This is a genomic window from Sphingomonas sp. GM_Shp_1, from assembly GCF_026540895.1.
GTDB lineage: Bacteria > Pseudomonadota > Alphaproteobacteria > Sphingomonadales > Sphingomonadaceae > Sphingomonas.
In genome coordinates this window covers 40,694-62,654 of record NZ_JALNUR010000017.1, presented here as the reverse complement: position 1 = coordinate 62,654, position 21,961 = coordinate 40,694, and the positions used below count along the sequence as shown (strand labels likewise).

The following is a 21,961-nucleotide window of genomic DNA, read 5'->3' as shown; positions in this document are numbered from 1 at the left end:
TTGCGCTCCATCAACGCCTCGGGATGATCCCCGTTTCAGCGAGCCAGCGGAACAGGGGGATCACCGCGCGAGGGCGGGGCCTTGCCGGTCGCGGCATCCCGGACTTCCGGGGCGACAGCGGCGGAAGAGGTCAGATCGTCGGTGCGGCGGGCGCGGGGGCCGTTTCGGGGGTGGCCTGTTCCTCCGCCGGGGGCGCGTTCGTCACCGGGGTGGTCACGATCGGAGCCGGGGCGGTGACGGGGGTGACCAGCGCGGCGTTCTCGATCAGGTCGAGCGCGCGTCGCGCCGCGACATAGCGCTGGGCGGCATGTTGCCAGGTCTGGGCGGCATCGGCGCCCGGCAGGCGGGCGACTTCGGCGCGGGCGGCCTCCACCTGTCCACCGTCGAGCAGGCGACGTGCGCGCGCCAGCCGGTCGGCGGGGTTGGTCGAGGGCGCGCTCGCCTCGCGAATCACGATCAGCCGCCCCAGTTCCTGGCGAAGCCCTTCCCACCAGCCGCTGGTGCCGTTGACGACCAGATCGGGGGCCAGCGTGTCGAGCCCCTGGCGCAGCGTCTCCAGCGTGACCGGCTGGCGCGCATTGCCGATCAGCACGGCGACCGCGCGCGGCTCGCTCGCACCGAAGCGCTGGCGGAGCTGCTCTTCGAGATAGCCGAGCGGCTGGCCGCGATCGACCGCACGGCGTGCGGCGGCGGCGACCAGGATCGATTCGGCGCGACCCGCCTGTGCCCCTGCCGCCGATGCATCGGTGGCGATGGTCGCGGCGCGGGTTTCCAGCGCGGCGATCTGCGCAGCCAGCGCCGCCTCGCGCGTGGCGAGCGCGACAGGGTCGGTGGCGCCGTGCGCGGTATCGGCGGCGGGCGACCCGGTGGCGGCGGTGGCGCCCGGCTTGGTGCCGGTCACCGCGCTCATCTTGGCGGTCGGGGTGTTGCCGAACCAGGACAGGTTGCGCATCGCATAGGCCATCAGGATCAGTCCGGCGGCGAAGGCGAGCAGGATCAGCGCGACGGTCGCGCCCGTACGGGGCCCGCGCGACGGCGGTCGGTCGGATGGCGCGAATTGGTTCATGCCCCGCTTATCCCCGTGGCGGCTGTCCGGGTCAACGCCCGCGCGGCGGCCAGCATCGCTTCGTCACGAGGCACATCGGCAATGGCGACGGCGCGCCAGCCCGAACCCGCCGCCGCCGCGACCTTCGCGCTGATCGCGACAATCCCGATATCCTGGCGGCTTATCCCCGCGTCATCGACCAGTTCGGCCAGCCGTGCGGCGGCGCGGGCGGAGTGGAGCAGAACGATCTCGCCCGCCAGCGCGGCGATGGCGGACGGGGCCACGGGCACCGGATCGGCGGCATAGACGACCTGCACCATCGCCCCCGTCTCCACCCGGTCGTGCCCCGCCAGATGCAGCAGCCGGTCCAGCCCCATGCCCCGCGCCTGCGCCACCACGGCGGCGGCGTCATGGGAGCCGGTCAGCACCACCGACAGGCCGGCCTCTAGCGCGGCGGCGGCGGTGGCGGGGCCGACCGCGACGGCGGGGCGATGGCTCAGCCGCTCCAACCCTGCACCCGCCAGCCGCACGGCTTGCGCGCTGGTGAAGAGCAGCGCGTCGATCGTATCGGGGTCGGGCGGGGTCCATGCGACCGCCCGGGTCGCGAAGAAGGGCAGGGACCGCGCCGCCAGCCCCTCCGCGCGTAAGCGAGCCATCGTCGCGCCATGGCCGGGTTCGGGCCGGACGACGACGACCGCCATGGTGCTCAACCCCCGGCGAACAGGCGGCGTACCTCGGGCGGCGACCGGTCGAGCAGGTCGATCGCCAGCCGCGCGCCCAGTTCCTCGTGCCGCGCGCCCTCGACCCAACCACTCACCCGCGCCGAGCCATCCTCGGCCAGCAGTTCGGCGCGCAGGGTCAGCATCTCCCCCGCCAGCGAGGCGAGCGCCGCCACCGGGCTGTGGCAATCCGCCGACAGCGCCGCCAGCAACGCGCGTTCGGTCATGACGCAGGCATGGGTCTCGTCATGGTCGATCGAGGCGACCAGCATCGTCGCGGCGGCGTCATCGGCGCGGGTCTCGATCCCCACCGCGCCTTGCGACGGCGCGGGCAGCATCTGGTCGGTCGGCACCGCATGGCCGACCTCGCGCCCCAGCCGGTCCAGCCCGGCGGCGGCCAGCAGCGTCGCGTCCACGTCCCCGTTCGCCACGGCGGCGAGGCGCGTATCCACATTGCCGCGCAGCAGCGTGATGGTCAGGTCGGGTCGGTGCGACAGCAATTGCGCGCGGCGGCGCGGGCTGCTGGTGCCGACCACCGCGCCGGGGGGCAGCTCGGCGATGGTCTCGACCCCGATCAGACGGTCGCGGACATCGGCGCGCGGTAGCATCGCGGCGATGTGCAGCCAGTCGGGGCGGATCGTCTCGACATCCTTCATCGAATGGACCGAGGCGTCGATCTCGCGGTCGTACAGTGCCCGGTCCAGTTCCTTGGTCCACAGCGCCTTGCCGCCGATCTCGGCCAGCGCGCGGTCCTGCACCCGGTCGCCGGTGGTCTTGATGGGGACGATCTGGATCGCATCCTCGCTCCACCCCTGCGCGCTCGCGAGGGCGGCGCGCACCATATGCGCCTGGGTGAGGGCCAGCGGCGAGCCGCGCGTACCGAGCCGGAAACGAACCATGGCCATGCCTTTGCCGCATCAAGCCCCCCTTCGACAACCGTCCTGCGAAGGACTATGGGATGGGCCATGCTGATCCTGGGACTGGAATCCTCGTGCGACGAGACGGCCGCCGCGCTCGTCACCGATGACGGCCGCGTGCTGGCGCATCGCCTGCTGGGGCAGGAGGCGGCGCATGCCCCGTTCGGCGGCGTCGTCCCCGAAATCGCCGCGCGCGCGCATGTCGAGGCGATGGAGCCGCTGGTCGCCGCCGCCTTTGCCGATGCGGGCGTGACGCTGGCCGATGTCGACGCCATCGCGGCGACGGCGGGGCCGGGGCTGATCGGGGGCGTGATGGTCGGGCTCGTGACGGGCAAGGCGCTGGCCCATGCGGCGGGCAAGCCGTTGATCGCGGTCAACCATCTGGAGGGGCATGCCCTGTCGCCGCGCCTGTCGGACCGGGAACTGGCCTATCCCTATCTGCTGTTGCTGGTGTCGGGCGGGCATTGCCAGTTGCTGCTGGTCGAGGGCGTCGGGCGCTATCGGCGGATGGCGACGACCATCGACGATGCGGCCGGAGAGGCGTTCGACAAGACGGCCAAGCTGCTCGGCCTCGGCTATCCCGGCGGCCCGCGCGTCGAGGCGGCGGCGCGGGGGGGCGATCCTTATGCCGTGCCCTTGCCCCGGCCCTTGAAGGGGGCGGCCGAGCCGCATTTCTCCTTTGCGGGGCTTAAAAGCGCGGTGGCGCGCGCGGTCGGGCATCACCGGCCGGAGGATATCGCCGCGTCCTTCCAGCAGGCGGTGGTCGACTGTCTGCTCGACCGCACCCGCCGCGCGCTGGCCGAGGTGCCACCGGTCACGGCTCTGGTCGTCGCGGGTGGCGTGGCGGCGAACGGCGTGATCCGGCGCGCGCTGGAGGGCCTGGCCGCCGAGCATGGCCTGCGCTTCGTCGCGCCGCCGCTCTGGCTGTGCACCGACAATGCCGCGATGATCGCCTGGGCGGGCGTCGAGCGGTTCCGCGAAGGGCTGACCGATCCGCTCGACACACCGGCGCGGGCGCGCTGGCCGCTCGACCCGGCGGCGGAGGCGGTGCGTGGCGCGGGGGTGAAGGCATGAGGATCGGGGTTATCGGCGCGGGCGCCTGGGGCACCGCGCTGGCGCAGGTGGCGGCGCATGGCGGTCGCCCGGTGCGGATCTGGGCGCGCGACCCGGCGGTGGCGGAGGCGATCAATACGACCCACAGCAACCCGCTCTATCTGCCGAATATCGCGCTCTCGCCGAGCATCGAGGCGGTCAGCGATCCGGCGGCGATGGCGGAGATGGACGCGCTGCTGGTCGTGACGCCCGCCCAGGCCGTGGGCGCGGTGCTGGCGACGATGCCGGTGGGCTCCAAGCCGCTGGTCCTGTGTTCCAAGGGGATCGAGGCGGGGACACGGCGGCTGGTCGGCGAAGTCGCCCGCGCGATCCACCCGGACGCGCCGATCGCGGTGCTGTCCGGCCCGACCTTCGCGCATGAGGTGGCGGCGGGGCTGCCCACCGCCGTGACCCTCGCCTGCGAGGAACCGGAGCTGCGCAAGGCCCTGTCCGCCCGGATCGCCGCACCGCATTTCCGGCCCTATGCCACGGACGACGCGACCGGCGCGGAGATTGGCGGGGCGATCAAGAACGTCCTCGCCATCGGCTGCGGCGTGGTGGAGGGCGCGGGGCTGGGCCAGAATGCCCGCGCCGCGCTGATCGCGCGGGGCTTTGCCGAGATGACGCGTTTCGGCCTGGCGCGGGGCGGCCGGGCGGAGACGCTGGCAGGGCTGTCGGGACTGGGCGATCTGGTGCTGACTTGTTCGTCGACCGCCTCGCGCAATTTCTCGCTGGGCGTCGGGCTGGGGCAGGGGCGTTCGGCGGCGGAATTGCTCGCAGACCGGCGGACGGTGGCGGAAGGGGCCTTCACCGCCCCCGTACTGCGCCAGGCGGCGGCCGAGGGGGGCGTCGACATGCCGGTGTGCGAAGCGGTGTGCCGCTTGCTGGAAGGCGCGGCCGTGGGCGAGGTGATCGGGGCGCTGCTGGCGCGGCCTCTAAAATCGGAAGGGGCTTAACCCCACTCTCCGCTCAGGCTGAACGGAGCGGGGAGATCAGCGCAGCACCTGCCGGGCCAGGGCCCCGCACGCGGCATTCTGCGCCTTCGGGCCCGAATCGCCGGTGATCGCGCGGCCGATCGATTTGAAGATATTGCCGACCGACTTCACCTCCCTGGGGATGACGAGGTCCGGCTTCTCCAGCGTTCCCCCCACCGTCGCCGCCCCCGCCAGCCGCAGCGTCACGCCCTGTTTCGGCGCACCGGTCAGGCGAAGCGCCAGTCGTTCGTCGGGGAAGGTCACCGTTCCCGTCCCGTCCAGCCGACTGCGCGAGGTGTCGACGATCAGCGGATCGGCGTGGCCCGTGCCGTTCTTCATATCCACGCCCAGCACCAGGCAGCGCAGGGTCGCGCGCCCGCTATCCCCCATGAACGCCGCGCCCGCATCGAAACCCAGGGCCGCCGCATAGCGATCGGGCAGCGAGCCGTTCGCGACGACCAGCCCGATCCGTCCGTCCGATCGCCCGACCGCGTCGCGCACCGTCTCGCCGCTGCCTGCCAGCAGGGCGCGGGCGGCGACCTGGCCGGTGATGGCGGTCTGGCCCGACAGCGACAGCACGCTCGCGCCCCGCAGGCGGAGGTCGAGCGACAGGCGCGGCACCTTGCGCCCGTTGCGCTGGTCGATCACCGCCCGTCCCGTCACCAGCCCTTCGCGCAGCGCCATGCGGATATCGCCGATGGTCAGCAACTGGTGATCCATCGTCATCCGCCCGGCCAGCCCGGTGATCGGCGAGGGGCCTTGCGCGCTGACCACCCGCCCGACCTTGAATCGGATCGTGCCGTCGGTGGTGTCGATCTTGGAGATGTCGATGCGCGTATTGGGCACCAGTCGCGGCCCGATCCGTCGTTCGAGCGCGGCGGCCTCCGCCCGACCCTGCGCCGAGGACAGGTCGTCGAAATCGAGCTGTCGCGCCGTCACCTCGCCGTCGAGCAGGGTGCGGCCTTGCTTCTTGTCGACGGTCAGCCGCCCGGTCAGGTCGGATCGGCCGATGCGCCCCTTCAGGTCGGTGATCGTCCAGCGCGGGCGTTCGTGGCGGACATGCGCCGCCAGCTCCACCGGGCGGGTCTGGAACAGCCCGGCCTCGATCACCGCGTCGATCCGCTTCAGGTCGTCGGCCCTGGCGGTCAGGTCCAGCGTCATGGCGTCGGTGTCGAACGGGCGATCCATCGTGCCGCGCGCCACCATCGACAGGGTATCGCCGGTGATCGTCGCGGCGAAGGGCCAGCGCCCTGGCTTCACCGCCGCGCCCGTGAACATGATCCGCACCGGCGCGCCGCGGACCGAGCCCGGCCCCTCCGCCCGGACGCCCTTGTCGGGATCGGCGACGATGCGCAGCGTCGCGTCGCGATCCTGTTTGGCGTCACGATAGCTGACCATGCCATCGGTGATGACCAGCCCTTGCAGGTCGGTGGAACTGCCGCCTCCCTCCGGCGCGCCGGGGCGGGACCAGTTGGTGCGCCCCTGCTTGTCTCGGACGAGCGCGAGGCGCAGGCCGGAGACGCGGATATCCTCCGGCACGAAGGCGCCCTTCAGCAGCGGCCAGACCGAAAAGCGGATTTCCGCCCGGCGCAGCGTCGCGAAGTCGCCCTGGCCGGCCCAAGGGGCCTGCGGAATGCGCAGGTTCTCGACCGCGATGACGGGGTGGAAGCCGATGCCGTCGACCCGGCGGACTGATCCGATGGTGACGGGCCGCCCGAACCGCTCGGTCGCCTCGCGCGTGACCGCCCCGCGCAGGATACCCCAGGGAAAGACCGCCAGCAGCAACAACAGGAGCAGCGGCAACGCCACCAATGACCCCAGCGCGATCCGCCCCCAATGCCGCCGCCGTCTCACCAGACGATCCGTTTCCTGTTCCATGTTAGGCGGGACGCGCGATACGGTACTTCGTTCCGGCTGCGTCAGGATCACGGCGCGCAATGATTGCCCCCAGGGCCCCCGCGCCCTAGATATGGGGTCATGGCCATCAGGAGCTGCGTACGTTGATCCTCATCCTTCAAATCCTTCAGATACTGCTCAACGTCGTCTGGTGGGTGATCATCGTACAGGCGATCCTGTCCTGGCTGATCGCCTTCAACGTCATCAACACGTCGAACGATTTCATCCGTTCGATCTGGTATGCGCTGCAACGCATGACCGATCCGCTCTATCGGCCGATCCGCCGCATCCTGCCCGATTTCGGGGCGCTGGACCTGTCGCCGATGGTCGTGCTGCTCGCCGTCATCATCCTGGGCAAGATTCTGGATACCGCCATCGCGCAGCAGATGTACGGGGGCGCGGTCGTCGTCGGCTGAGCCATGCCCGCCTGGACTCCGCGCGATGACGGCATCCAGATCGCGGTGCGCGTGACGCCGCGTGGCGGTCGCGATGCGCTGACCGCCGGGACCGAGGAGCATTTCGCCGCGCGCCTCTCCGCCCCGCCGGTGGACGGCGCGGCCAATGCGGCGCTCGTCCCCTTGGTCGCCAAGCATTTCGGCGTGCCCAAGCGCGCGGTGACGATCGTGGCGGGCGATACGGCGCGGCTCAAACGCCTGCATGTCGCGGGCGACCCGCAAAAGCTGGCGCGGCTGGCCGAGGCGCTTTATGGCGATACGCCATGACCTCAAATACCCCAATGACCGGCGCCACGATCATCGACGGCAAGGCCTTCGCCGCCGCCCTCCGCACCCGCATCGCCACCCAGGTCGCGACTTTCCGCGAACAGGCGGGCCGCGCGCCGGGCCTGGCGGTCGTGCTGGTCGGCGAGGACCCGGCCTCCAGCGTCTATGTCCGCTCCAAGGGCAAGGCGACGCGCGAGGCGGGGATGGAGAGCATCGAGCATCGCCTGCCGGTCGATACCGACCAGGCGACGTTGCTGGCGCTGGTCGCGCAGTTGAACGCCGATCCGACCGTCGACGGCATCCTCGTCCAGCTTCCCCTGCCGGGTCAGATCGACGCGCAGGCGGTGATCCAGGCGATCGATCCCGACAAGGATGTCGACGGCTTCCACCCGGTCAATGCCGGTCGGCTGGCGACGGGTGTCGAGGGTTTCGTGCCCTGCACCCCGCTCGGCTGCCTGATGCTGCTCAAGAGCATCCATCCCAGCCTGTCGGGCATGGATGCGGTGGTGGTGGGCCGCTCCAACATCGTCGGCAAGCCGATGGCGCAACTGCTGCTCGGCGAAAGTTGCACCGTGACGGTGGCGCACAGCCGCACCCGCAACCTGGCCGAAGTGGTCGGGCGTGCCGATATCGTCGTGGCGGCGGTCGGCGTGCCCGGGCTGGTCAAGGGCGAGTGGATCAAGCCGGGCGCCAGCGTCATCGATGTCGGCATCAACCGCACCGAGACGGGGCTGGTCGGCGACGTGGAATATGATGCGGCGGCCGAACGGGCCGGTGCGATCACCCCGGTGCCGGGCGGGGTCGGGCCGATGACGATCGCGGTCCTGCTGCGCAATACGCTGGTCTCGGCGGGACGGCGCGAGGGCGTCGCGATCGACCAGACGGCGCTGTAAGGCGGTGCTCGAACTCTATATCTCCTCGCTGATCACCTTCTTCGTGGTGATCGACCCGCCGGGCTGCGCGCCCATTTATGCCGGGCTGTCGGCGGGGGCGACGCCGCAGCACCGCCGGGCGATGGCGATCCGCGCGGTCATGGTCGCCTCGGTCATCCTGTTCGTCTTCGCGCTGTTCGGCGAGGCGCTGCTCCATGGTCTCGGCATCGAGATGGCGGCCTTCCGCATCGCGGGCGGGATCATGCTGTTCCTGATCGCGCTGGAGATGGTGTTCGAAAAGCGCACCCAGCGTCGCGAGGACCGCGCCGCCAAGGTCGCCGACGATCCGCACGAGGCGGAGGACGTCTCGATCTTCCCCATGGCGATGCCGATGATCGCGGGGCCCGGCTCGATCGCGACCGTCATGCTGCTGATGAGCCGCAATTCGGGGCTGGAGGCGTCGATCGTCGTGCTGGGCGCGATGGTGACGATCCTGATCCTGACGCTGGTCGCACTGCTGGCGGCGGGGCCGCTGATGCGGCTCTTGGGCGCGAAGATCGAAGCGGTGATCACCCGCGTGCTGGGCGTGCTGCTGGCGGCGCTGGCCGTGCAGTTCGTGATCGACGGGGTGACCGCGTCCTTGCGCTGATCCTCCCCGGCACGGGGAGGGGGACCGCCGCGAAGCGGTGGTGGAGGGGGTGCGCCGCCAGGGACGTCCCGTGTGGCAGGCCCCCCTCCGTCAGGGCTCACGCCCTGCCATCTCCCCGTGCCGGGGAGGATATTTTTCTCAATCGATCCGGTACAGCCTCAGCGGCGACCCCTTGGGCAGCGGCAGCGGGGTCAGCCACTCCGGTACCCAGCCATGCGCCATCCGGTCGTAAAAGCCCCCCGGCGCCCGTGCCCGGTAATTGGTCGACTCGGCCATGTCGGGGCAGATCAGCAACAGGGTCGCGCCATGCCGCTTCATGATCGCGCGCGCCTGTGCCTCGCCGCCCTGAAAGGCGTGCTGCACGTCCAGGATCGCATCGCCATTGCGGTGATAGGGCCCCGCGATCGCATCGTGATGGGTGGTGACGATCAGGCGCGGGCCCAGGTCGATAAAGGTGAAGATCGTCGCCTTCGGATAGGCGTTGACCCGTGTCAGCACCGAGGTGCGCACGCATTGCCCCGTCGCGCGATTGACCCGCGCGGCATAGGGGGTGGGCTGCGTCGCGGGCAGCTTCTTCAGGACCAGCGCGGCGAGCACGCCGGTCGGCACCAGGATCACGGCGACCATCAACGGCACGCGCAACAGCGGCGAGCGTAGCCGGTTGATGAGCGGCAGGAGCATCCACACCAGCGCCGCGACGCCGGGCACCGCCAGCATCTGCGCCGCCGGGGCCGCGCGCGCCTGCCACAACAGCATGGCGCAGGCGAAGGCGGTGAACAGCGCCACCGCGCTCCACCCGATCGTCCGCCGCCGCCACGCCGCCAGCGCGGCACCGATCAGCCCGATGACCGGCATGATCGCCATGGGCAGCGCGACGCGGAGCGGATGCTTGTAGATCGGCTTGGCCTCGCGGACATTGTTCAGCCAGTTGCGCTGCAACTCCGGGCTGACCTGTTCGGGACGGGTCAGGCATTGCGGGAACAGGCTGGCGAAACCCCCCGCGATCACCGCTCCGGCGACCACCGCCAGACCCAGCCGGGCCCCGCGCGACTCGGGATTGATCCGGGCGAGCAGGAACAACAGCGCGCCCGCCGCCACCGTCACCGACAGCCAGACCGGGGTCAGCGCGTCGCAGCGCATCGCGTAATTGGCGTTGGAGGCAAAGGCCGCGAACCCCGCCGCGCTCCCGCCGCCCAGGGTCAGGGCATAGATGGCCAGCCGCGGCGCCTCCGCCCGGTCCCAGACCCAGCGCAAGGCCAGGATCGCCCCCGCCATCGCGGCATAGGGCAGCATCTCCAGCCCGATGGCCAGCGACACCGCGCTGGCCAGACCCACCATCGCGCCGCCGCGCCGTCCTTGCGGATCGCATAAGCCAGCGACGGTGACGGTCAGCATGGCGAGCTGCCACCCGTGATGGTCGATGCGCATCGGCATGTACATCAGCTGCGTCGCGCTGGCGCACAGCAGCAGGACGATGCCCAGCGGCCAGAGATAGGGTTCGATCAACCGCCGGATCGTCGCCGCGATCGCCAGCATGGTGATCAACAAAGGGAGGATCGGGGCCAGGCCGCAGGCGAGCCGCTCCGCCCAGGCAGGCGTGGTGAACAGGCGGAAGAAGAGGATCAGCCCGGCGATCGGCAGGTCGACGATGCGGCTCCAATGGATGTCGAACCCAACCGGCGGGTTCAGTCGATACTGGCGCAGATCGTACCAACTCTGGCCCGCCATCCAGGCGCGCACCTGCATCAGCCGCATATTGTCGTCGGTGTCGCCCAGCGACCACCAGCGGATCTGGCCCCAGCGGTCGTACATGTACCAGGCGGCGACCGCGACCCAGGCGATCAGCACCCAGCGTCGCCAGTGCCGATCCATCTCGCCCTTCAGACGTTCCAAAGACGCTTCCCTCATACCCGCCCGCAGCTTAAGGCGCAGGACCATGGGCCCGCTCTATCGCGGGCGACGCAAAGGGCAAGGTCGGGGGCAAAGGCGGCGGCGTGGCGACTCTTCAGCACCAGATCGAACGATGGCGGGACAGCGGCATGCTGGGCCAGTTGATCCGGTTCGGCATCGCGGGCGGCCTGTCGACGGTCGTCTATTCGGCGGTCTATCTGCCGCTGACCTATTGGGTGTTGCCGCACGACAAGGCCGTGCTGGCGGTGCCGCCCGCATTCCTGGTCGCGGTGATCTTCGGCTTCTTCCTGCATAGCGCGTGGAGCTTTCGTGGGCACGGCACCCGCGACTCCAGCGGCAAGCAACATCTGAAATTCCTGGTGGTGCAGGGCTTCGGCCTTGCGCTGAACGCGCTCTTCACCTGGATCGCGACCGGGCTCCTGCATCAACAACCCTGGGTCGCGCTGATCCCGGTGGTCACGATCACGCCGATCGCGACCTTCGCGCTCAACCGCCAATGGGTCTTCGGATAAGTTCATGGACCGTATCGTTTACGACCGCATGGCCGCGCATGATTCCACCCATTGGTGGTATCGCGCCCGCCGCGACATCCTGGCCGATTACCTGACCCGCTATGGCAAGCTGCCGGGGGATGCGCGCATCCTCGAGATCGGCTGCGGCACCGGGCACAACCTGCCGATGCTGGCGAGCTTCGGCACGGTCGACGCGATCGAGATCGACCCCGCCGCGCGTGAGATCGCCTCGCAGCGCCTCGGCAAGCCGGTCCAGGCCGCGCCGCTCCCCGACCTGCCGGGGATCGAACGCGGCGCGTACGACCTGATCGCGGTGCTCGACGTGGTCGAGCATATCGAGGACGATGTCGCCGCGCTGGCCGCGATGAAGTCCTGCCTGAAGCCCGGCGGCAAGATCCTGATCGCGGTCCCTGCGCATCAATGGATGTGGTCGGCGCATGATGTGGTGAACCATCACCATCGCCGTTATTCCAAGGCGACGCTCGTCTCCGCCATCGAGAAGGCGGGGCTGAAACCGCGCAAGCTGACCTATTTCAACTCGCTGCTCTTCCCGCTGGCCGCCGCCGCACGCATCGCCGGACGGCTGACCGGCCGCGACGACAGCGACGACTCGCCCCCGCCTGCGCCGCTGAACAAGGCGTTCGAGGCGATCTTCCGGTTGGAGCGGCATCTGGTGGGCCGTGCACCGATGACGCCGGGGGTTTCCATCGTGACCCTGGCGGAGCCTGTCTGAGGCTGGTTTTGGGGCGTGGCTTTGAGGTTGGCGTCGGGGCGTGGCCTTCGACTTCGCTCAGGCTGAACGGCCGGTGGGGTGCTGGGCTGGATACAAAACCCCGTTCAGCCTGAGCGAAGTCGAAGGCCAAGGGAATCCCTCGCAATTTCCGGTTCCGCTCCTCCGCCGGGCTAACTAGGGAAGCCCCCATGCTGGACTTTCATCGCGCCGATCTGGCCCGACTGGCCGCGCGGGACCGCTTGCGGGTGCTGGCCCCGCAGCGGGGCAAGGACTTCGCTTCCAACGATTATCTGGGCCTGGCAAGCCACCCGCGCCTTGCCGCCGCGATCACGCAGGCGGTGCGGGAGGGCGTGCCCGTCGGTTCGGGCGGCTCGCGGCTGCTGCGCGGCAACCACCCCGAGCATGAGGCGCTGGAGGCCGAAGCCGCCGGTTTCTTCGGGGCGGAGGCCAGCCTCTATTTCTCCTCCGGCTATACCGCCAATGTCGCGCTTCTGGCGACGCTGCCGCAACGGGGCGATCTGATCGTCCATGACGCGCTGGTCCATGCCAGCATGCACGAGGGGATGACGCTGTCGCGCGCCACCTCGGTCGCGGCGGCGCATAATGATGCGAACGCCTTTGAACAGGCGATCCGCGACTGGCGCGCGCAGGGTGGCAAGGGCACGCCCTGGATCGCGGTGGAAAGCCTCTACAGCATGGATGGTGACATCGCGCCGCTCGCCGATCTCCATGCGGTGGCCGAACGCCATGATGCGATGCTGATCGTCGACGAAGCGCATGCCACCGGGGTCTTCGGGACGCGCGGGCAGGGGATGTCCATGCCGGGCGAGCGGGTGGTGAGCCTTCACACCTGCGGCAAGGCGCTGGGGTGCGAGGGCGCGCTGGTCGCCGGGCCCGCCATCGTGCGCGACTATCTGGTCAATCGCGGGCGGGGCCTCATCTTCTCCACCGCCCCCTCGCCACTGATGGCGCGCGGGGTGCGGGAGGCGTTGCGCATCCTCGCCGATGAGCCGGAACGCCGCCAGATGCTTCACGACCGGATCGCGCTGGCGGGCGAGCATCTGGTGAAACATGGCGCGCTGGCGCAGGGCACACCCGTGATGCCGCTGATCCTGCACGACAATGGCCGCACGATGCGCGCCGCCGAGGCGTTGCAGGCGCGCGGTTTCGATATTCGCGGCATCCGCCCGCCGACCGTGCCGGTGGGCGCGGCGCGGCTGCGGCTGTCGATCACCTTGAACGTCGAGGCGGCGGACATCCTCGCCCTCGACCAGGCATTCAGCGAGGTTCTGGCATGAACGCCGTCATCGTCACCGGCACCGATACCGAGATCGGCAAGACCGTCTTCGCCGCCGCGCTGACCGGCGCCTTGGGGGCACATTACTGGAAGCCGGTCCAGGCGGGCACCGATGAAGAAGGGCACGGCGATGCCGAGACGGTGGCGGCGCTCACCGGGCGCCCGGTCCTGCCTTCGGCCTATCGGCTCAAGACCCCCTGCTCGCCGCACCGCGCGGCCGAGATCGACGGCGTGGAGATCGCGTTGGACCGGTTGTCGCTGCCGCAGGTCGAGGGGCCGCTGGTCGCCGAGGGGGCGGGGGGCGTGCTGGTGCCCGTTACGCGGCAAATGCTGTTCGCCGACCTGTTCGCCCATTGGGGACGGCCGGTGGTGCTGGTCGCGCGGACCGCGCTGGGCACGATCAACCACAGCCTGTTGTCGATCGAGGCGTTGCGATCGCGCGGGGTGCCGATACTGGGCGTGGCGTTCGTCGGCGAGGGCGTAGAGGATAGCGAGGCGACCATCGCCGCGATCGGCAGGGTGAAGCGGCTCGGCCGCCTGCCGCGCCTGGCGAATCTCAACCGGGACACATTGGCGGAGGCGTTCGCGGCGAACTTCGACGTCCGGGATTTCCGATGACCTCGCCCGTTTGGCATCCCTTCACCCAGCATGGCCTGGGCGAGCCGATCCCGCGCGTCGCCAGTGCCTCCGGCGCGGTGCTGACCACGGTCGACGGGCGCCAGGTGATCGATGCGATCTCCAGCTGGTGGGTCACGACGCACGGCCACAACCATCCGCGCATCAGCGCCGCCATCGCGGAACAGGCGGCCAAGCTCGACCAGATCATCTTTGCGGGTTGGACCCATGACCCGGCCGAAGAGGTCGCCGCCGAGCTGGTGCGGATCACGCCGCCCGCGCTGACGCGGGTGTTCTTTTCCGACTCCGGCTCGACATCGGTCGAGGTCGCGCTGAAGATGGCGCTGGGTTACTGGCTCAACCGGGGCGAGCCCCGCCACCGCATCCTCGTGCTCGAACACAGCTATCATGGTGATACGATCGGCGCGATGTCGGTGGGTGCGCGCGGGGTCTATAACCGCGCCTATGCGCCGCTGCTGTTCGATGTCGGCACCATTCCCTATCCGTCGGACGTGCAGGCCACGCTCGACGCGCTGGAGGCGGAGTGCCGGGCGGGTGCGGCGGCGTTCATCGTCGAGCCCCTGGTGCTGGGGGCAGGCGGAATGCTGTTCTACAGCCCCGAGACGCTGGCCGCGATGCGCGAGATATGCGCGGCGCACGGCGTGTTGTTCATCGCCGACGAGGTGATGACCGGCTGGGGGCGCACCGGCACGTTGTTCGCCTTCGACCAGGCGGGGGTGGTGCCCGATATCCTCTGCCTGTCCAAGGGGCTGACCGGCGGCGCGGTGCCCTTGGCGGTGACGCTGGCGACCGAGGCGATCTTCCAGGCGCATTGGTCGGAGAGCGATCGGTCGAAGCAGTTCTTCCACTCGTCCAGCTACACCGCCAACCCCATCGCCTGTGCGGCGGCGGCGGCCAATCTGGCGATCTGGCGCGAGGAGCCGGTATTGGCGCGGATCGATGCGCTGGCGGCGGCGCAGGCGAAGCATCTGGCAGCGGTGGCGGGCAAGGCGTCGGTGCACAATCCCCGGACGCTCGGCACCATCGCCGCCTTCGAATTGGGTGCGGGGCAGGATTATCTCTCCGACCTCGCCCCCCGGCTGCTCGCGCATTTCCGCGAGGCCGATCTGCTCGTCCGGCCGATGGGCAACACCATCTACGTCATGCCGCCCTACTCCATCATGCCGGAACAGCTCGGTAAAGTCTGGACCGGCATCCATGCGGCGATCGATCGCTTCGGGCGTTAAAGTGATCCACGCCATTCCTCCCCCAAAAAGGGAGGTGGCGCGCGTAGTGCGACGGAGAGGTGTCACCGTATCGAGAGCGGGACACCCCTCCACTATGCTGCGCATGGTCCCCCTCCCCTTGCAGGGGAGGAATATGGCCAGCGGCCTTTGACTTTAGGGCTTTTCATTTGCTTTATCCGGCGGCGATCAAAAAGGGAGCGGGCATGAGCGTGGCGGCGGCAAGAGCGATAGGGGCTCTGGCATCGATGACGGCGCTGGTCTGGAGCCTCGCCGCCTCCGCACAGACGGCTCCCGCGACGCCTCCCGCGACGCCCTTGGGCCCGATCAACGCCGATCTGCCGCCGGGGGGCGATTCCTACACGCGCGCCATCGTGCGGGCACCGGTCGCCGCGCCCAACTGGACGCTGTCCGCCTGGGTCCAGCCGCGCAGCGTCGCGGGCAAGGACACGACGATGCTGATCGGCGGTTTCGGCGATCCCCGCACCGGCCCGCGCCGCTATCTCGCACTCGTCGACGGCCAGCCCGCGCTCGTGACCGAGGCGGGGGTGGTGCAGGGCGGCGGCGACGCCGACCGCAACAAATGGACCTATATCGCCGCGAGCTATGACGGAAAGGTCGTCCGGCTATTCGTGAACGGGCGACAGGTGGTGCAGCGCGGCCTGTCGCTGGAACCGGTCACCGGCGTCGCGACGCTGGCGCCGCGCAGTTACCAGCCGGTCTTCGCGGGTAAGGTCATCGATTTCCGCATGGTGCGCGAGGTGGTCGATCCGCTGACCATCCGCGTCGCCGCCCGGCGCACACCCGACCCGACCCGGATCGCGCTTCAGACCGGCAGCCCCAGTTGGCCCTATCAGACCCGCCAGATGCAGGGCCAGACGGTGCCGCAGGACGCTTGGACCCTGCCCCAGTCCAAGGCCCCGATCCCGACCAGCGGCACGGCCAAGCCCGAGTCAAAGGACCCCGCGCTCGTCGCCACCGCCACCGGCCAATGGGTGGTGAATGGCTGGCGGCTGATCGAGGCGGCCAAGGTCGGCCCCGGTGGCGCGGACCTGTCGCAGGGCAATTTCGACGCGAGCAAATGGTATGCCGCGACCGTGCCGGGCACGGTGTTGACCACGCTGGTGGATCGCGGCGTCTATCCCGATCCGGCGGTCGGGCTGAACAACCTGGCCATCCCCGAGACGCTGGCGCGGCAGGATTACTGGTATCGCACCGAGTTCGACACGCCCGCCGAGGCGGCGGGGCGGCAGATGTGGCTGACCTTCAACGGGGTGAACTATTCGGCCGAGGTCTGGGTCAATGGCCGGATGGCGGGGACGATGAAGGGGGCATTCATCCGAGGCCGCTTCCCGGTGACGCTGGCCGCCGGGCGCAATGCCATCGCGGTGCGTGTCTCGCCCCCGCCGCATCCCGGCATCGCGCATGAGGAGTCGATGACGGCGGGCGTGGGCGAGAATGGCGGGGTCCAGATGCTCGATGGCCCGACCTTCGTCGCGACCGAGGGCTGGGACTGGATACCTTCCGTCCGCGACCGCAACACCGGGCTGTGGCAGGGCGTGACCCTGGCCGCGACCGGTCCGGCGGTGATCGGCGACCCGCAGGTCGTCACGACCCTGCCCAAGCCCGACAATTCGGTTGCCGATGTCGAGATCGCGGTGCCCGTCACCAATAACGGCCAGGTGCCGGTGACGACGACGATCCGTGCGGTGTTCGATGACGTGGTCGTGGACAAGCCGGTGACGGTCGCCCCTGGCCAGACGATCCGCGTCGTCCTGTCGCCCTCCGAGTTTCCGCAGCTTTCGGTCAAGAACCCGCGCCTGTGGTGGCCCAACGGCTATGGTGACCCGGCGCTGCACAATCTGGCGATCACGGCAGCGGTCGATGGCGCGCTGTCGGACAGCAAGTCGCTCCGCTTCGGGATGCGGCAGGTGACGTACGACCTGTCGCTGTTCGATTCGGACGGCGATCTGGAGCGGGTGACGCTCGACCTCAACCGGGTGCGCGGGGGGCAGCGGGTGGTCGACACCAGCCATGCGGGCATCCGCAAGACGGCGAATGGCTGGGCGATGAGCTTCATGCCCGGCGGCGACCAGTCGGCGGCGGTCGCCAAGGTCGCCGACGATCCGCGCCTCGCCCCCTATCTCGTGCTGCGGGTCAACGGCGTGCGGATCGCGGCGCGCGGCGGCAATATCGGCATGGACGATTTCATGAAGCGCGTCGACCGCGCGCATCTGGAGCCCTTCTTCCGCCTGCACCGCGACGCGCATCTGAACATCATCCGCAACTGGGTGGGCCAGAATAGCGAGGAGAGCTTCTTCGACCTGGCCGACGAGTACGGCCTGATGGTCCTGTCCGACTTCTGGGAGTCGACCCAGGATTATAATATGGAGGCCGAGGACCCGCAACTCTTCCTCGCCAACGCCACCGACGTGGTGCGCCGGTTCCGCAACCATCCCTCGATCGTCGCCTGGTTCGGCCGGAACGAGGGCGTGCCGCAGCCGATCCTCAACACCGGGCTCGACACGATCCTGCGCGCCGAGGACGGGACGCGGCTCTACATGCCGTCGTCCAACGCGGTGAACCTGCAAGGCTCGGGGCCTTACAACTGGCGGCCGCCGGTCGATTACTTCACCGATCTGGCCAAGGGTTTCTCGGTCGAGGTGGGGACCCCCTCGCTGCCGACGCTGGAGGCGTGGAAGCGCGCCATCCCGGCGGAGGCGGATCGCTGGCCGATCGGCGATGTCTGGGCCTATCATGACTGGCACCAGACCGGGAACGGCGCGGTGAAGAGCTTTACCGACGCGCTCGAACGCCGCTTCGGCCCCGCCACGGGCCTCGAGGATTTCGAGCGCAAGGCGCAGATGATGGAGTATGAATCCTATCGCGCCATCTTCGAGGGGATGAATGCGGGCCTCTGGACCGAGAATTCGGGACGGATGCTGTGGATGACGCAGCCCGCCTGGCCGTCCTCGGCATGGCAGATCTTCTCCGCCGACTATGACACCCATGCCGCCTTCTACGGCGTCAAGAAGGCGGCCGAGCCGGTCCATGTCCAGATGAACCTGCCCGATTACCGGGTGGTGCTGGTCAACAACACCCGCGATGCGCTGAAGGGCGTGCAGGTGCGCGCGCAGATCGTCGGGCTCGATGGCCGTGCCGAGGGCGAGCAGGAGGCGAAGCTGGTCGCCAATGCCGAGGGGGTGACGCCCGCCCTCAACCTCGACCTCGCCCCGGCGATGAAGCGCGGGCCGGTGCTGGTTCGGCTGGAGGCCACCGACGCGGGCGGGCAGGTCCTGTCGACCAACAGCTATTGGCAGGCGCAGGACGATGCGGGCTATCGCGCGCTGACGACGATGGGCGCGGCGACCGTCACCGCGACCACCAGCCTTCAAGGGCAGGGTGAGGAGACGACCGCCAACGTCACCCTGACCAATAGCGGCTCGGTCCCCGCCATCGAAACCAAGCTGACCGTGATGAATGCGGACGGCAGCCAGGTGCTGCCCGCCTATTTCAGCGACAATTACGTCACCCTGTTGCCCGGAGAGAGCCGCGTGATCGAGATTCGCTATCCCACCGCCAAGGCGGACAAGCCCGCGGTCGCACTTCGCGGCTGGAACGTCACCGCGACGCAGGCCGAGCTGCGCCCGTGAGCCGCGTCACGCTGGTCGCCTTGCTGGCGCTGACCCTCGCCGCGCCTGCCATCGCGCAGCAGCAGGAGACGGACGGCCAGCGCTGGGCGCGTGAATGGGAGGAGCGGTTGCACAACGACTTCGGCTATCTCGCGCGCTATCGCGCCGATAACGCCAGGCTGATCCCGGTGCCCAACAGCCTGCGCGTCGTCTTCATGGGCGATTCGATCACCGAGAACTGGGCCAGCAAGGTGCCGCAATTCTTCGCCACCGAACGGGTCGGACGTGGGATCAGCGGGCAGACGACCTCGCAGATGCTGCTCCGCTTCCGCCAGGACGTGATCGATCTGCATCCGACGGTGGTTCAGATCATGGCGGGCACCAACGATATCGCGGGCAATACCGGCCCGACGACCGATGCGCAGGTACAGGGCAACATCATGTCGATGGTCGAGCTGGCCCAGGCGCACGGCATCCGGGTGATCCTGGCCTCCATCCCGCCCGCCGACCATTTCGAATGGAAGCCGGGCGTGAAGCCCGCCCCGCGCATCGCCGCGATGAATGTCTGGCTGAAGGATTATGCGGGCCGGGTCGGGGCGACCTATGCCGATTACTGGTCTGCCTTACATGTCGGCGATGCGCTGAACCCCGCTTATGGCACCGATGGGGTCCACCCGAACGAGGCGGGCTATGCCGCGATGGCGCCGGTCGCCGAGGCGGCGATCAAACAGGCGCTCAAGGGCGCTCAGCCGCGCAGGATGCGATAGTTCAGCCGGGCGGTCGCGATCGGCCGGTCGCGATCCTCCTGCCAGGCGGTCGCCTCAACATTGGCGACCCGCTGGCCCAGGCGCAGGATGGTGCCGACCGCGCGGGTCGGGTGGTCGCGCCCGGTGCGCAGATAATCGGTCGTGACTGTCACCGGCTTGATCCGCGCCGCCCCTTCGCTCGAAAGCCGGTGGGTCAGCGCGGCGATCCCCGCCACCTCCAACAGCCCGGCGATCGCGCCGCCCTGGAGCAGCCCCGGCCAGCCCATCACATGGTCGCCGAACGGCATGACCAGTTGCGGAGCGCCCTCCACCCATTCGATCGAACAGCCGAGCCATTCGGCATAGGGCGGCAGGACCATCGCCTGGCCGATGGCGGTGCGGGGGGCGTTCATGGCTTCATCCCCATGAACGTGCCCGCGACGTGCGCGACGGGATCGTCCGGATCGCCGTCATGCGCGATGCCGCGAACGAAGGCGACGCTGCGTGTGATCCGATAGCATTCGCCGCGCCCGATGACGGTGCGTTCCGGCACGGCGGGGCGGAGGTAGTCGACGCGCAGGTCCAGTGTCACATGCGCCTCGAAACGCCCGCGCTTCAGCCAGACGGCGACGCTGGTCGCCATGTCCATCATCGCGACGATCGGGCCGGAGGCGACCACCCCGCTCGCCGGATCGCCGATCAGCCGCGCGTCATAGGGCAGCGCCAGCTCCGCCCAATCCGGTCCATGCGCGTGATAGGCGATGCCCAGATGCCGTCCATGCCCGCCGCCCAGGCCGCCCATCGCGACGAAGCGTTCCATATCGAACCCCATGGGCCGATGGTCTACACGAGTGCAAAGCCAGCGCAAAAGGAGAGCGAGATGCGGGACCGGGTGACGATCGAGGTCGACAAGGGCGTCGCCGATGTCCGCCTGTCGCGCGGCGAAAAGCTGAACGCGATCGACGGAGCGATGTTCGGCGCGCTGGCCGAGGCGATCGAGACGCTGGCGGCACGAACGGATGTCCGCGCGGTGGTGCTGTCGGGTGAGGGGGACGGCTTCTGCTCTGGCCTGGACATGGCGGCGATGGCGGGGGGCGAATTGGCGGGGCTGGACCTGTCGGCGCGGACGCACGGGGCCGCCAATATGGTGCAGCAGGTGGCATGGGGGTGGCGGACGCTGCCTATGCCGGTGATCGCGGCGGTGCACGGCGTGGCCTTTGGCGGCGGCACGCAGATCATGGCGGGGGCGGATATCCGGCTCGCCCATCCCTCGACCCGCTTCGCGATTCGCGAGGTGCATTGGGGGATCGTGCCGGACATGGGCGGCTTCGCCCTGTGGTGCGGGGTGCGCGAGGATTGCTTGCGCGAATGGGTCTATACCGCGCGCGAGTTCGACGCGGCGGAGGCGCTGGCGGCAGGGGTCGTGACGCGACTGGTCGATGATCCGCGCGGGGAGGCGCTGGCCCTGGCGCGCCGGATCGCCGAACGGAGCGCCGATGCGGTGCGGAGTGCGAAGCGGTTGTTCGGCGCGATGGGGAGTGCGCCCGAGGCGATGCTGGCGATGGAAAGCACCGAGCAGATGGCGCTGATGAGAGGTGCGAACTTCCGCGAGGCGGTGCAGGCGAACATGGAACGGCGGCGGCCGGTGTTCCGCGACGCCTGAGGAGTTCCTGACCTCTCCCACCACGATAGCCCCTCCCGCAGGCGGGAGGGGTTGGGGAGGGAATGAGGTCTAGCAGAGAGCATCGCTTGGGGCTTTCCCCTCCCCCATCTCCTCCCGTTTACGGGAGGGGCGTGCTTCTTGGCGGGCGGCGTGCTTCGACAAAAAAAGGGAGCCTCTTTCGAGACTCCCCCTTTCTCGGCCCTCGCGAAGATTACTCCGCGCGTGCCTTCAGAATCTTGCCCGGCTCACGCGGCGGCTCGCCCTTGGGGAGCGCGTCGACATGCTCCATGCCGCTCTCGACCTGGCCCCACACCGTGTACTGACGGTCCAGGAAGCGCGCATCGTCGAAGCAGATGAAGAATTGCGAATTGGCCGAGTTCGGATCGTTGGTCCGCGCCATCGAGCAGGTGCCGCGCACATGCGGCTCGGCGTTGAATTCCTGCTTCAAGTTCGGCTTGTCCGAACCCGACATGCCGGTGCCCGTGGGGTCGCCGCCCTGCGCCATGAAGCCGGGGATCACGCGGTGGAACACGACGCCGTCGTAAAAGCCTTCATTGGCAAGCCCGCCGATGCGCGCGACATGCTCGGGCGCCAGGTCGGGGCGCAGCGTGATCACGACATCGCCGCTGTCGAGCGTCAGGGTCAGCTTGGAAAAAGTCTCGGCCATAAGGGTCTTCCTTGGTTGATGCCCCGCAGGTAGGCATTCCCGTGCCCGCTGGCAA

22 protein-coding genes are annotated in these 21,961 nt (G+C 69.4%); 14 read left to right on the top strand and 8 right to left on the bottom strand.

All coding sequences use genetic code 11. The annotated features are described in order from the left end of the window. Nucleotides 1–130: 130 nt before the first annotated feature. Genes OXQ33_RS10540 through hemC form a run of 3 tightly spaced genes read right to left on the bottom strand, consistent with a single transcriptional unit; the run spans nucleotide 131 to nucleotide 2,669 of the window. Entirely contained in the window at nucleotides 131–1,066 is a 936-nt protein-coding gene (locus OXQ33_RS10540) for a hypothetical protein (RefSeq protein WP_267434634.1), read from the bottom strand. Further along, nucleotides 1,063–1,746, bottom strand: coding sequence for a uroporphyrinogen-III synthase (locus tag OXQ33_RS10535; protein ID WP_267434633.1), 684 nt, complete (start codon nucleotides 1,744–1,746; stop codon nucleotides 1,063–1,065). Before OXQ33_RS10535 ends, OXQ33_RS10540 begins: the two co-directional genes overlap by 4 nt. Before the next feature lie 5 nt (nucleotides 1,747–1,751). Next, complete coding sequence (hemC, locus tag OXQ33_RS10530; protein ID WP_267434632.1) at nucleotides 1,752–2,669, bottom strand: hydroxymethylbilane synthase; 918 nt, start codon at nucleotides 2,667–2,669, stop codon at nucleotides 1,752–1,754. A gap of 60 nt (nucleotides 2,670–2,729) precedes the next feature. Here hemC and tsaD point away from each other — a divergent pair, with 60 nt between their 5' ends. After that, nucleotides 2,730–3,755: a tRNA (adenosine(37)-N6)-threonylcarbamoyltransferase complex transferase subunit TsaD gene (tsaD, locus tag OXQ33_RS10525; protein ID WP_267434631.1), complete on the top strand. Its 1,026-nt coding sequence runs from the start codon at nucleotides 2,730–2,732 to the stop codon at nucleotides 3,753–3,755. Further along, a complete protein-coding gene (locus tag OXQ33_RS10520; protein WP_267434630.1) occupies nucleotides 3,752–4,729 on the top strand; it encodes an NAD(P)H-dependent glycerol-3-phosphate dehydrogenase in 978 nt (325 codons plus the stop codon). Before tsaD ends, OXQ33_RS10520 begins: the two co-directional genes overlap by 4 nt. A 36-nt stretch (nucleotides 4,730–4,765) precedes the next feature. On the opposite strand, the gene OXQ33_RS10515 is transcribed toward OXQ33_RS10520, so the two are convergent. After that, nucleotides 4,766–6,625 (bottom strand): AsmA family protein, encoded by a 1,860-nt coding sequence (locus OXQ33_RS10515; protein WP_267434629.1) that lies wholly within the window; start codon nucleotides 6,623–6,625, stop codon nucleotides 4,766–4,768. A 122-nt stretch (nucleotides 6,626–6,747) separates the two neighbouring features. Between OXQ33_RS10515 and OXQ33_RS10510 the strand changes: the two genes are divergently transcribed. The 4 genes from OXQ33_RS10510 to OXQ33_RS10495 are packed head-to-tail and all read left to right on the top strand — an operon-like array spanning nucleotide 6,748 to nucleotide 8,886. Beyond that, the gene (locus OXQ33_RS10510; RefSeq protein ID WP_267434628.1) at nucleotides 6,748–7,059 is read left to right on the top strand and encodes a YggT family protein; all 312 of its coding nucleotides are present in this window, start codon (nucleotides 6,748–6,750) and stop codon (nucleotides 7,057–7,059) included. A gap of 3 nt (nucleotides 7,060–7,062) precedes the next feature. Then, nucleotides 7,063–7,365 carry a DUF167 family protein gene (locus OXQ33_RS10505; RefSeq protein WP_267434627.1) on the top strand — a complete coding sequence of 101 codons (303 nt, stop codon included), beginning with the start codon at nucleotides 7,063–7,065 and terminating at the stop codon, nucleotides 7,363–7,365. A 14-nt stretch (nucleotides 7,366–7,379) separates the two neighbouring features. Then, the gene (folD, locus tag OXQ33_RS10500) at nucleotides 7,380–8,258 is read left to right on the top strand and encodes a bifunctional methylenetetrahydrofolate dehydrogenase/methenyltetrahydrofolate cyclohydrolase FolD (RefSeq protein ID WP_267434626.1); all 879 of its coding nucleotides are present in this window, start codon (nucleotides 7,380–7,382) and stop codon (nucleotides 8,256–8,258) included. Between the two features lie 4 nt (nucleotides 8,259–8,262). Continuing rightward, entirely contained in the window at nucleotides 8,263–8,886 is a 624-nt protein-coding gene (locus tag OXQ33_RS10495; RefSeq protein ID WP_267434625.1) for a MarC family protein, read from the top strand. A gap of 138 nt (nucleotides 8,887–9,024) precedes the next feature. On the opposite strand, the gene OXQ33_RS10490 is transcribed toward OXQ33_RS10495, so the two are convergent. Continuing rightward, nucleotides 9,025–10,758, bottom strand: a complete 1,734-nt coding sequence (locus OXQ33_RS10490) for an AcrB/AcrD/AcrF family protein (RefSeq protein ID WP_267434656.1) — start codon at nucleotides 10,756–10,758, stop codon at nucleotides 9,025–9,027. A gap of 167 nt (nucleotides 10,759–10,925) precedes the next feature. Here OXQ33_RS10490 and OXQ33_RS10485 point away from each other — a divergent pair, with 167 nt between their 5' ends. The 7 genes from OXQ33_RS10485 (at nucleotide 10,926) to OXQ33_RS10455 (ending at nucleotide 19,597) form a co-directional block, all read left to right on the top strand. After that, nucleotides 10,926–11,309, top strand: a complete 384-nt coding sequence (locus tag OXQ33_RS10485) for a GtrA family protein (protein WP_267434655.1) — start codon at nucleotides 10,926–10,928, stop codon at nucleotides 11,307–11,309. Nucleotides 11,310–11,313: 4 nt separating this feature from the next. Further along, entirely contained in the window at nucleotides 11,314–12,042 is a 729-nt protein-coding gene (locus OXQ33_RS10480) for a class I SAM-dependent methyltransferase (protein WP_267434624.1), read from the top strand. A 188-nt stretch (nucleotides 12,043–12,230) separates the two neighbouring features. Continuing rightward, a complete protein-coding gene (locus OXQ33_RS10475; RefSeq protein WP_267434623.1) occupies nucleotides 12,231–13,340 on the top strand; it encodes an 8-amino-7-oxononanoate synthase in 1,110 nt (369 codons plus the stop codon). After that, nucleotides 13,337–13,957 carry a dethiobiotin synthase gene (gene bioD / locus OXQ33_RS10470; protein ID WP_267434622.1) on the top strand — a complete coding sequence of 207 codons (621 nt, stop codon included), beginning with the start codon at nucleotides 13,337–13,339 and terminating at the stop codon, nucleotides 13,955–13,957. Before OXQ33_RS10475 ends, bioD begins: the two co-directional genes overlap by 4 nt. After that, entirely contained in the window at nucleotides 13,954–15,201 is a 1,248-nt protein-coding gene (locus tag OXQ33_RS10465) for an adenosylmethionine--8-amino-7-oxononanoate transaminase (RefSeq protein ID WP_267434621.1), read from the top strand. Before bioD ends, OXQ33_RS10465 begins: the two co-directional genes overlap by 4 nt. Before the next feature lie 203 nt (nucleotides 15,202–15,404). Further along, nucleotides 15,405–18,851, top strand: a complete 3,447-nt coding sequence (locus OXQ33_RS10460; protein WP_267434620.1) for a LamG-like jellyroll fold domain-containing protein — start codon at nucleotides 15,405–15,407, stop codon at nucleotides 18,849–18,851. Then, a complete protein-coding gene (locus OXQ33_RS10455) occupies nucleotides 18,848–19,597 on the top strand; it encodes a GDSL-type esterase/lipase family protein (RefSeq protein ID WP_267434619.1) in 750 nt (249 codons plus the stop codon). Before OXQ33_RS10460 ends, OXQ33_RS10455 begins: the two co-directional genes overlap by 4 nt. Here OXQ33_RS10455 and OXQ33_RS10450 read toward each other — a convergent pair. Together OXQ33_RS10450 and OXQ33_RS10445 are read right to left on the bottom strand one after the other, a co-directional pair. After that, nucleotides 19,576–19,989: a PaaI family thioesterase gene (locus OXQ33_RS10450; protein WP_267434618.1), complete on the bottom strand. Its 414-nt coding sequence runs from the start codon at nucleotides 19,987–19,989 to the stop codon at nucleotides 19,576–19,578. The two genes, OXQ33_RS10455 and OXQ33_RS10450, sit on opposite strands and share 22 nt — an antisense overlap. After that, the gene (locus OXQ33_RS10445) at nucleotides 19,986–20,408 is read right to left on the bottom strand and encodes a PaaI family thioesterase (RefSeq protein WP_267434617.1); all 423 of its coding nucleotides are present in this window, start codon (nucleotides 20,406–20,408) and stop codon (nucleotides 19,986–19,988) included. The genes OXQ33_RS10450 and OXQ33_RS10445 overlap by 4 nt, the downstream gene beginning before the upstream one ends. 48 nt (nucleotides 20,409–20,456) lie before the next feature. Here OXQ33_RS10445 and OXQ33_RS10440 point away from each other — a divergent pair, with 48 nt between their 5' ends. Continuing rightward, nucleotides 20,457–21,239 (top strand): crotonase/enoyl-CoA hydratase family protein, encoded by a 783-nt coding sequence (locus OXQ33_RS10440; RefSeq protein ID WP_267434616.1) that lies wholly within the window; start codon nucleotides 20,457–20,459, stop codon nucleotides 21,237–21,239. Nucleotides 21,240–21,450: 211 nt separating this feature from the next. On the opposite strand, the gene OXQ33_RS10435 is transcribed toward OXQ33_RS10440, so the two are convergent. After that, on the bottom strand, nucleotides 21,451–21,906 hold the full coding sequence (locus tag OXQ33_RS10435) for a peptidylprolyl isomerase (protein WP_267434615.1): 456 nt from the start codon (nucleotides 21,904–21,906) through the stop codon (nucleotides 21,451–21,453). Nucleotides 21,907–21,961 lie beyond the last annotated feature (55 nt).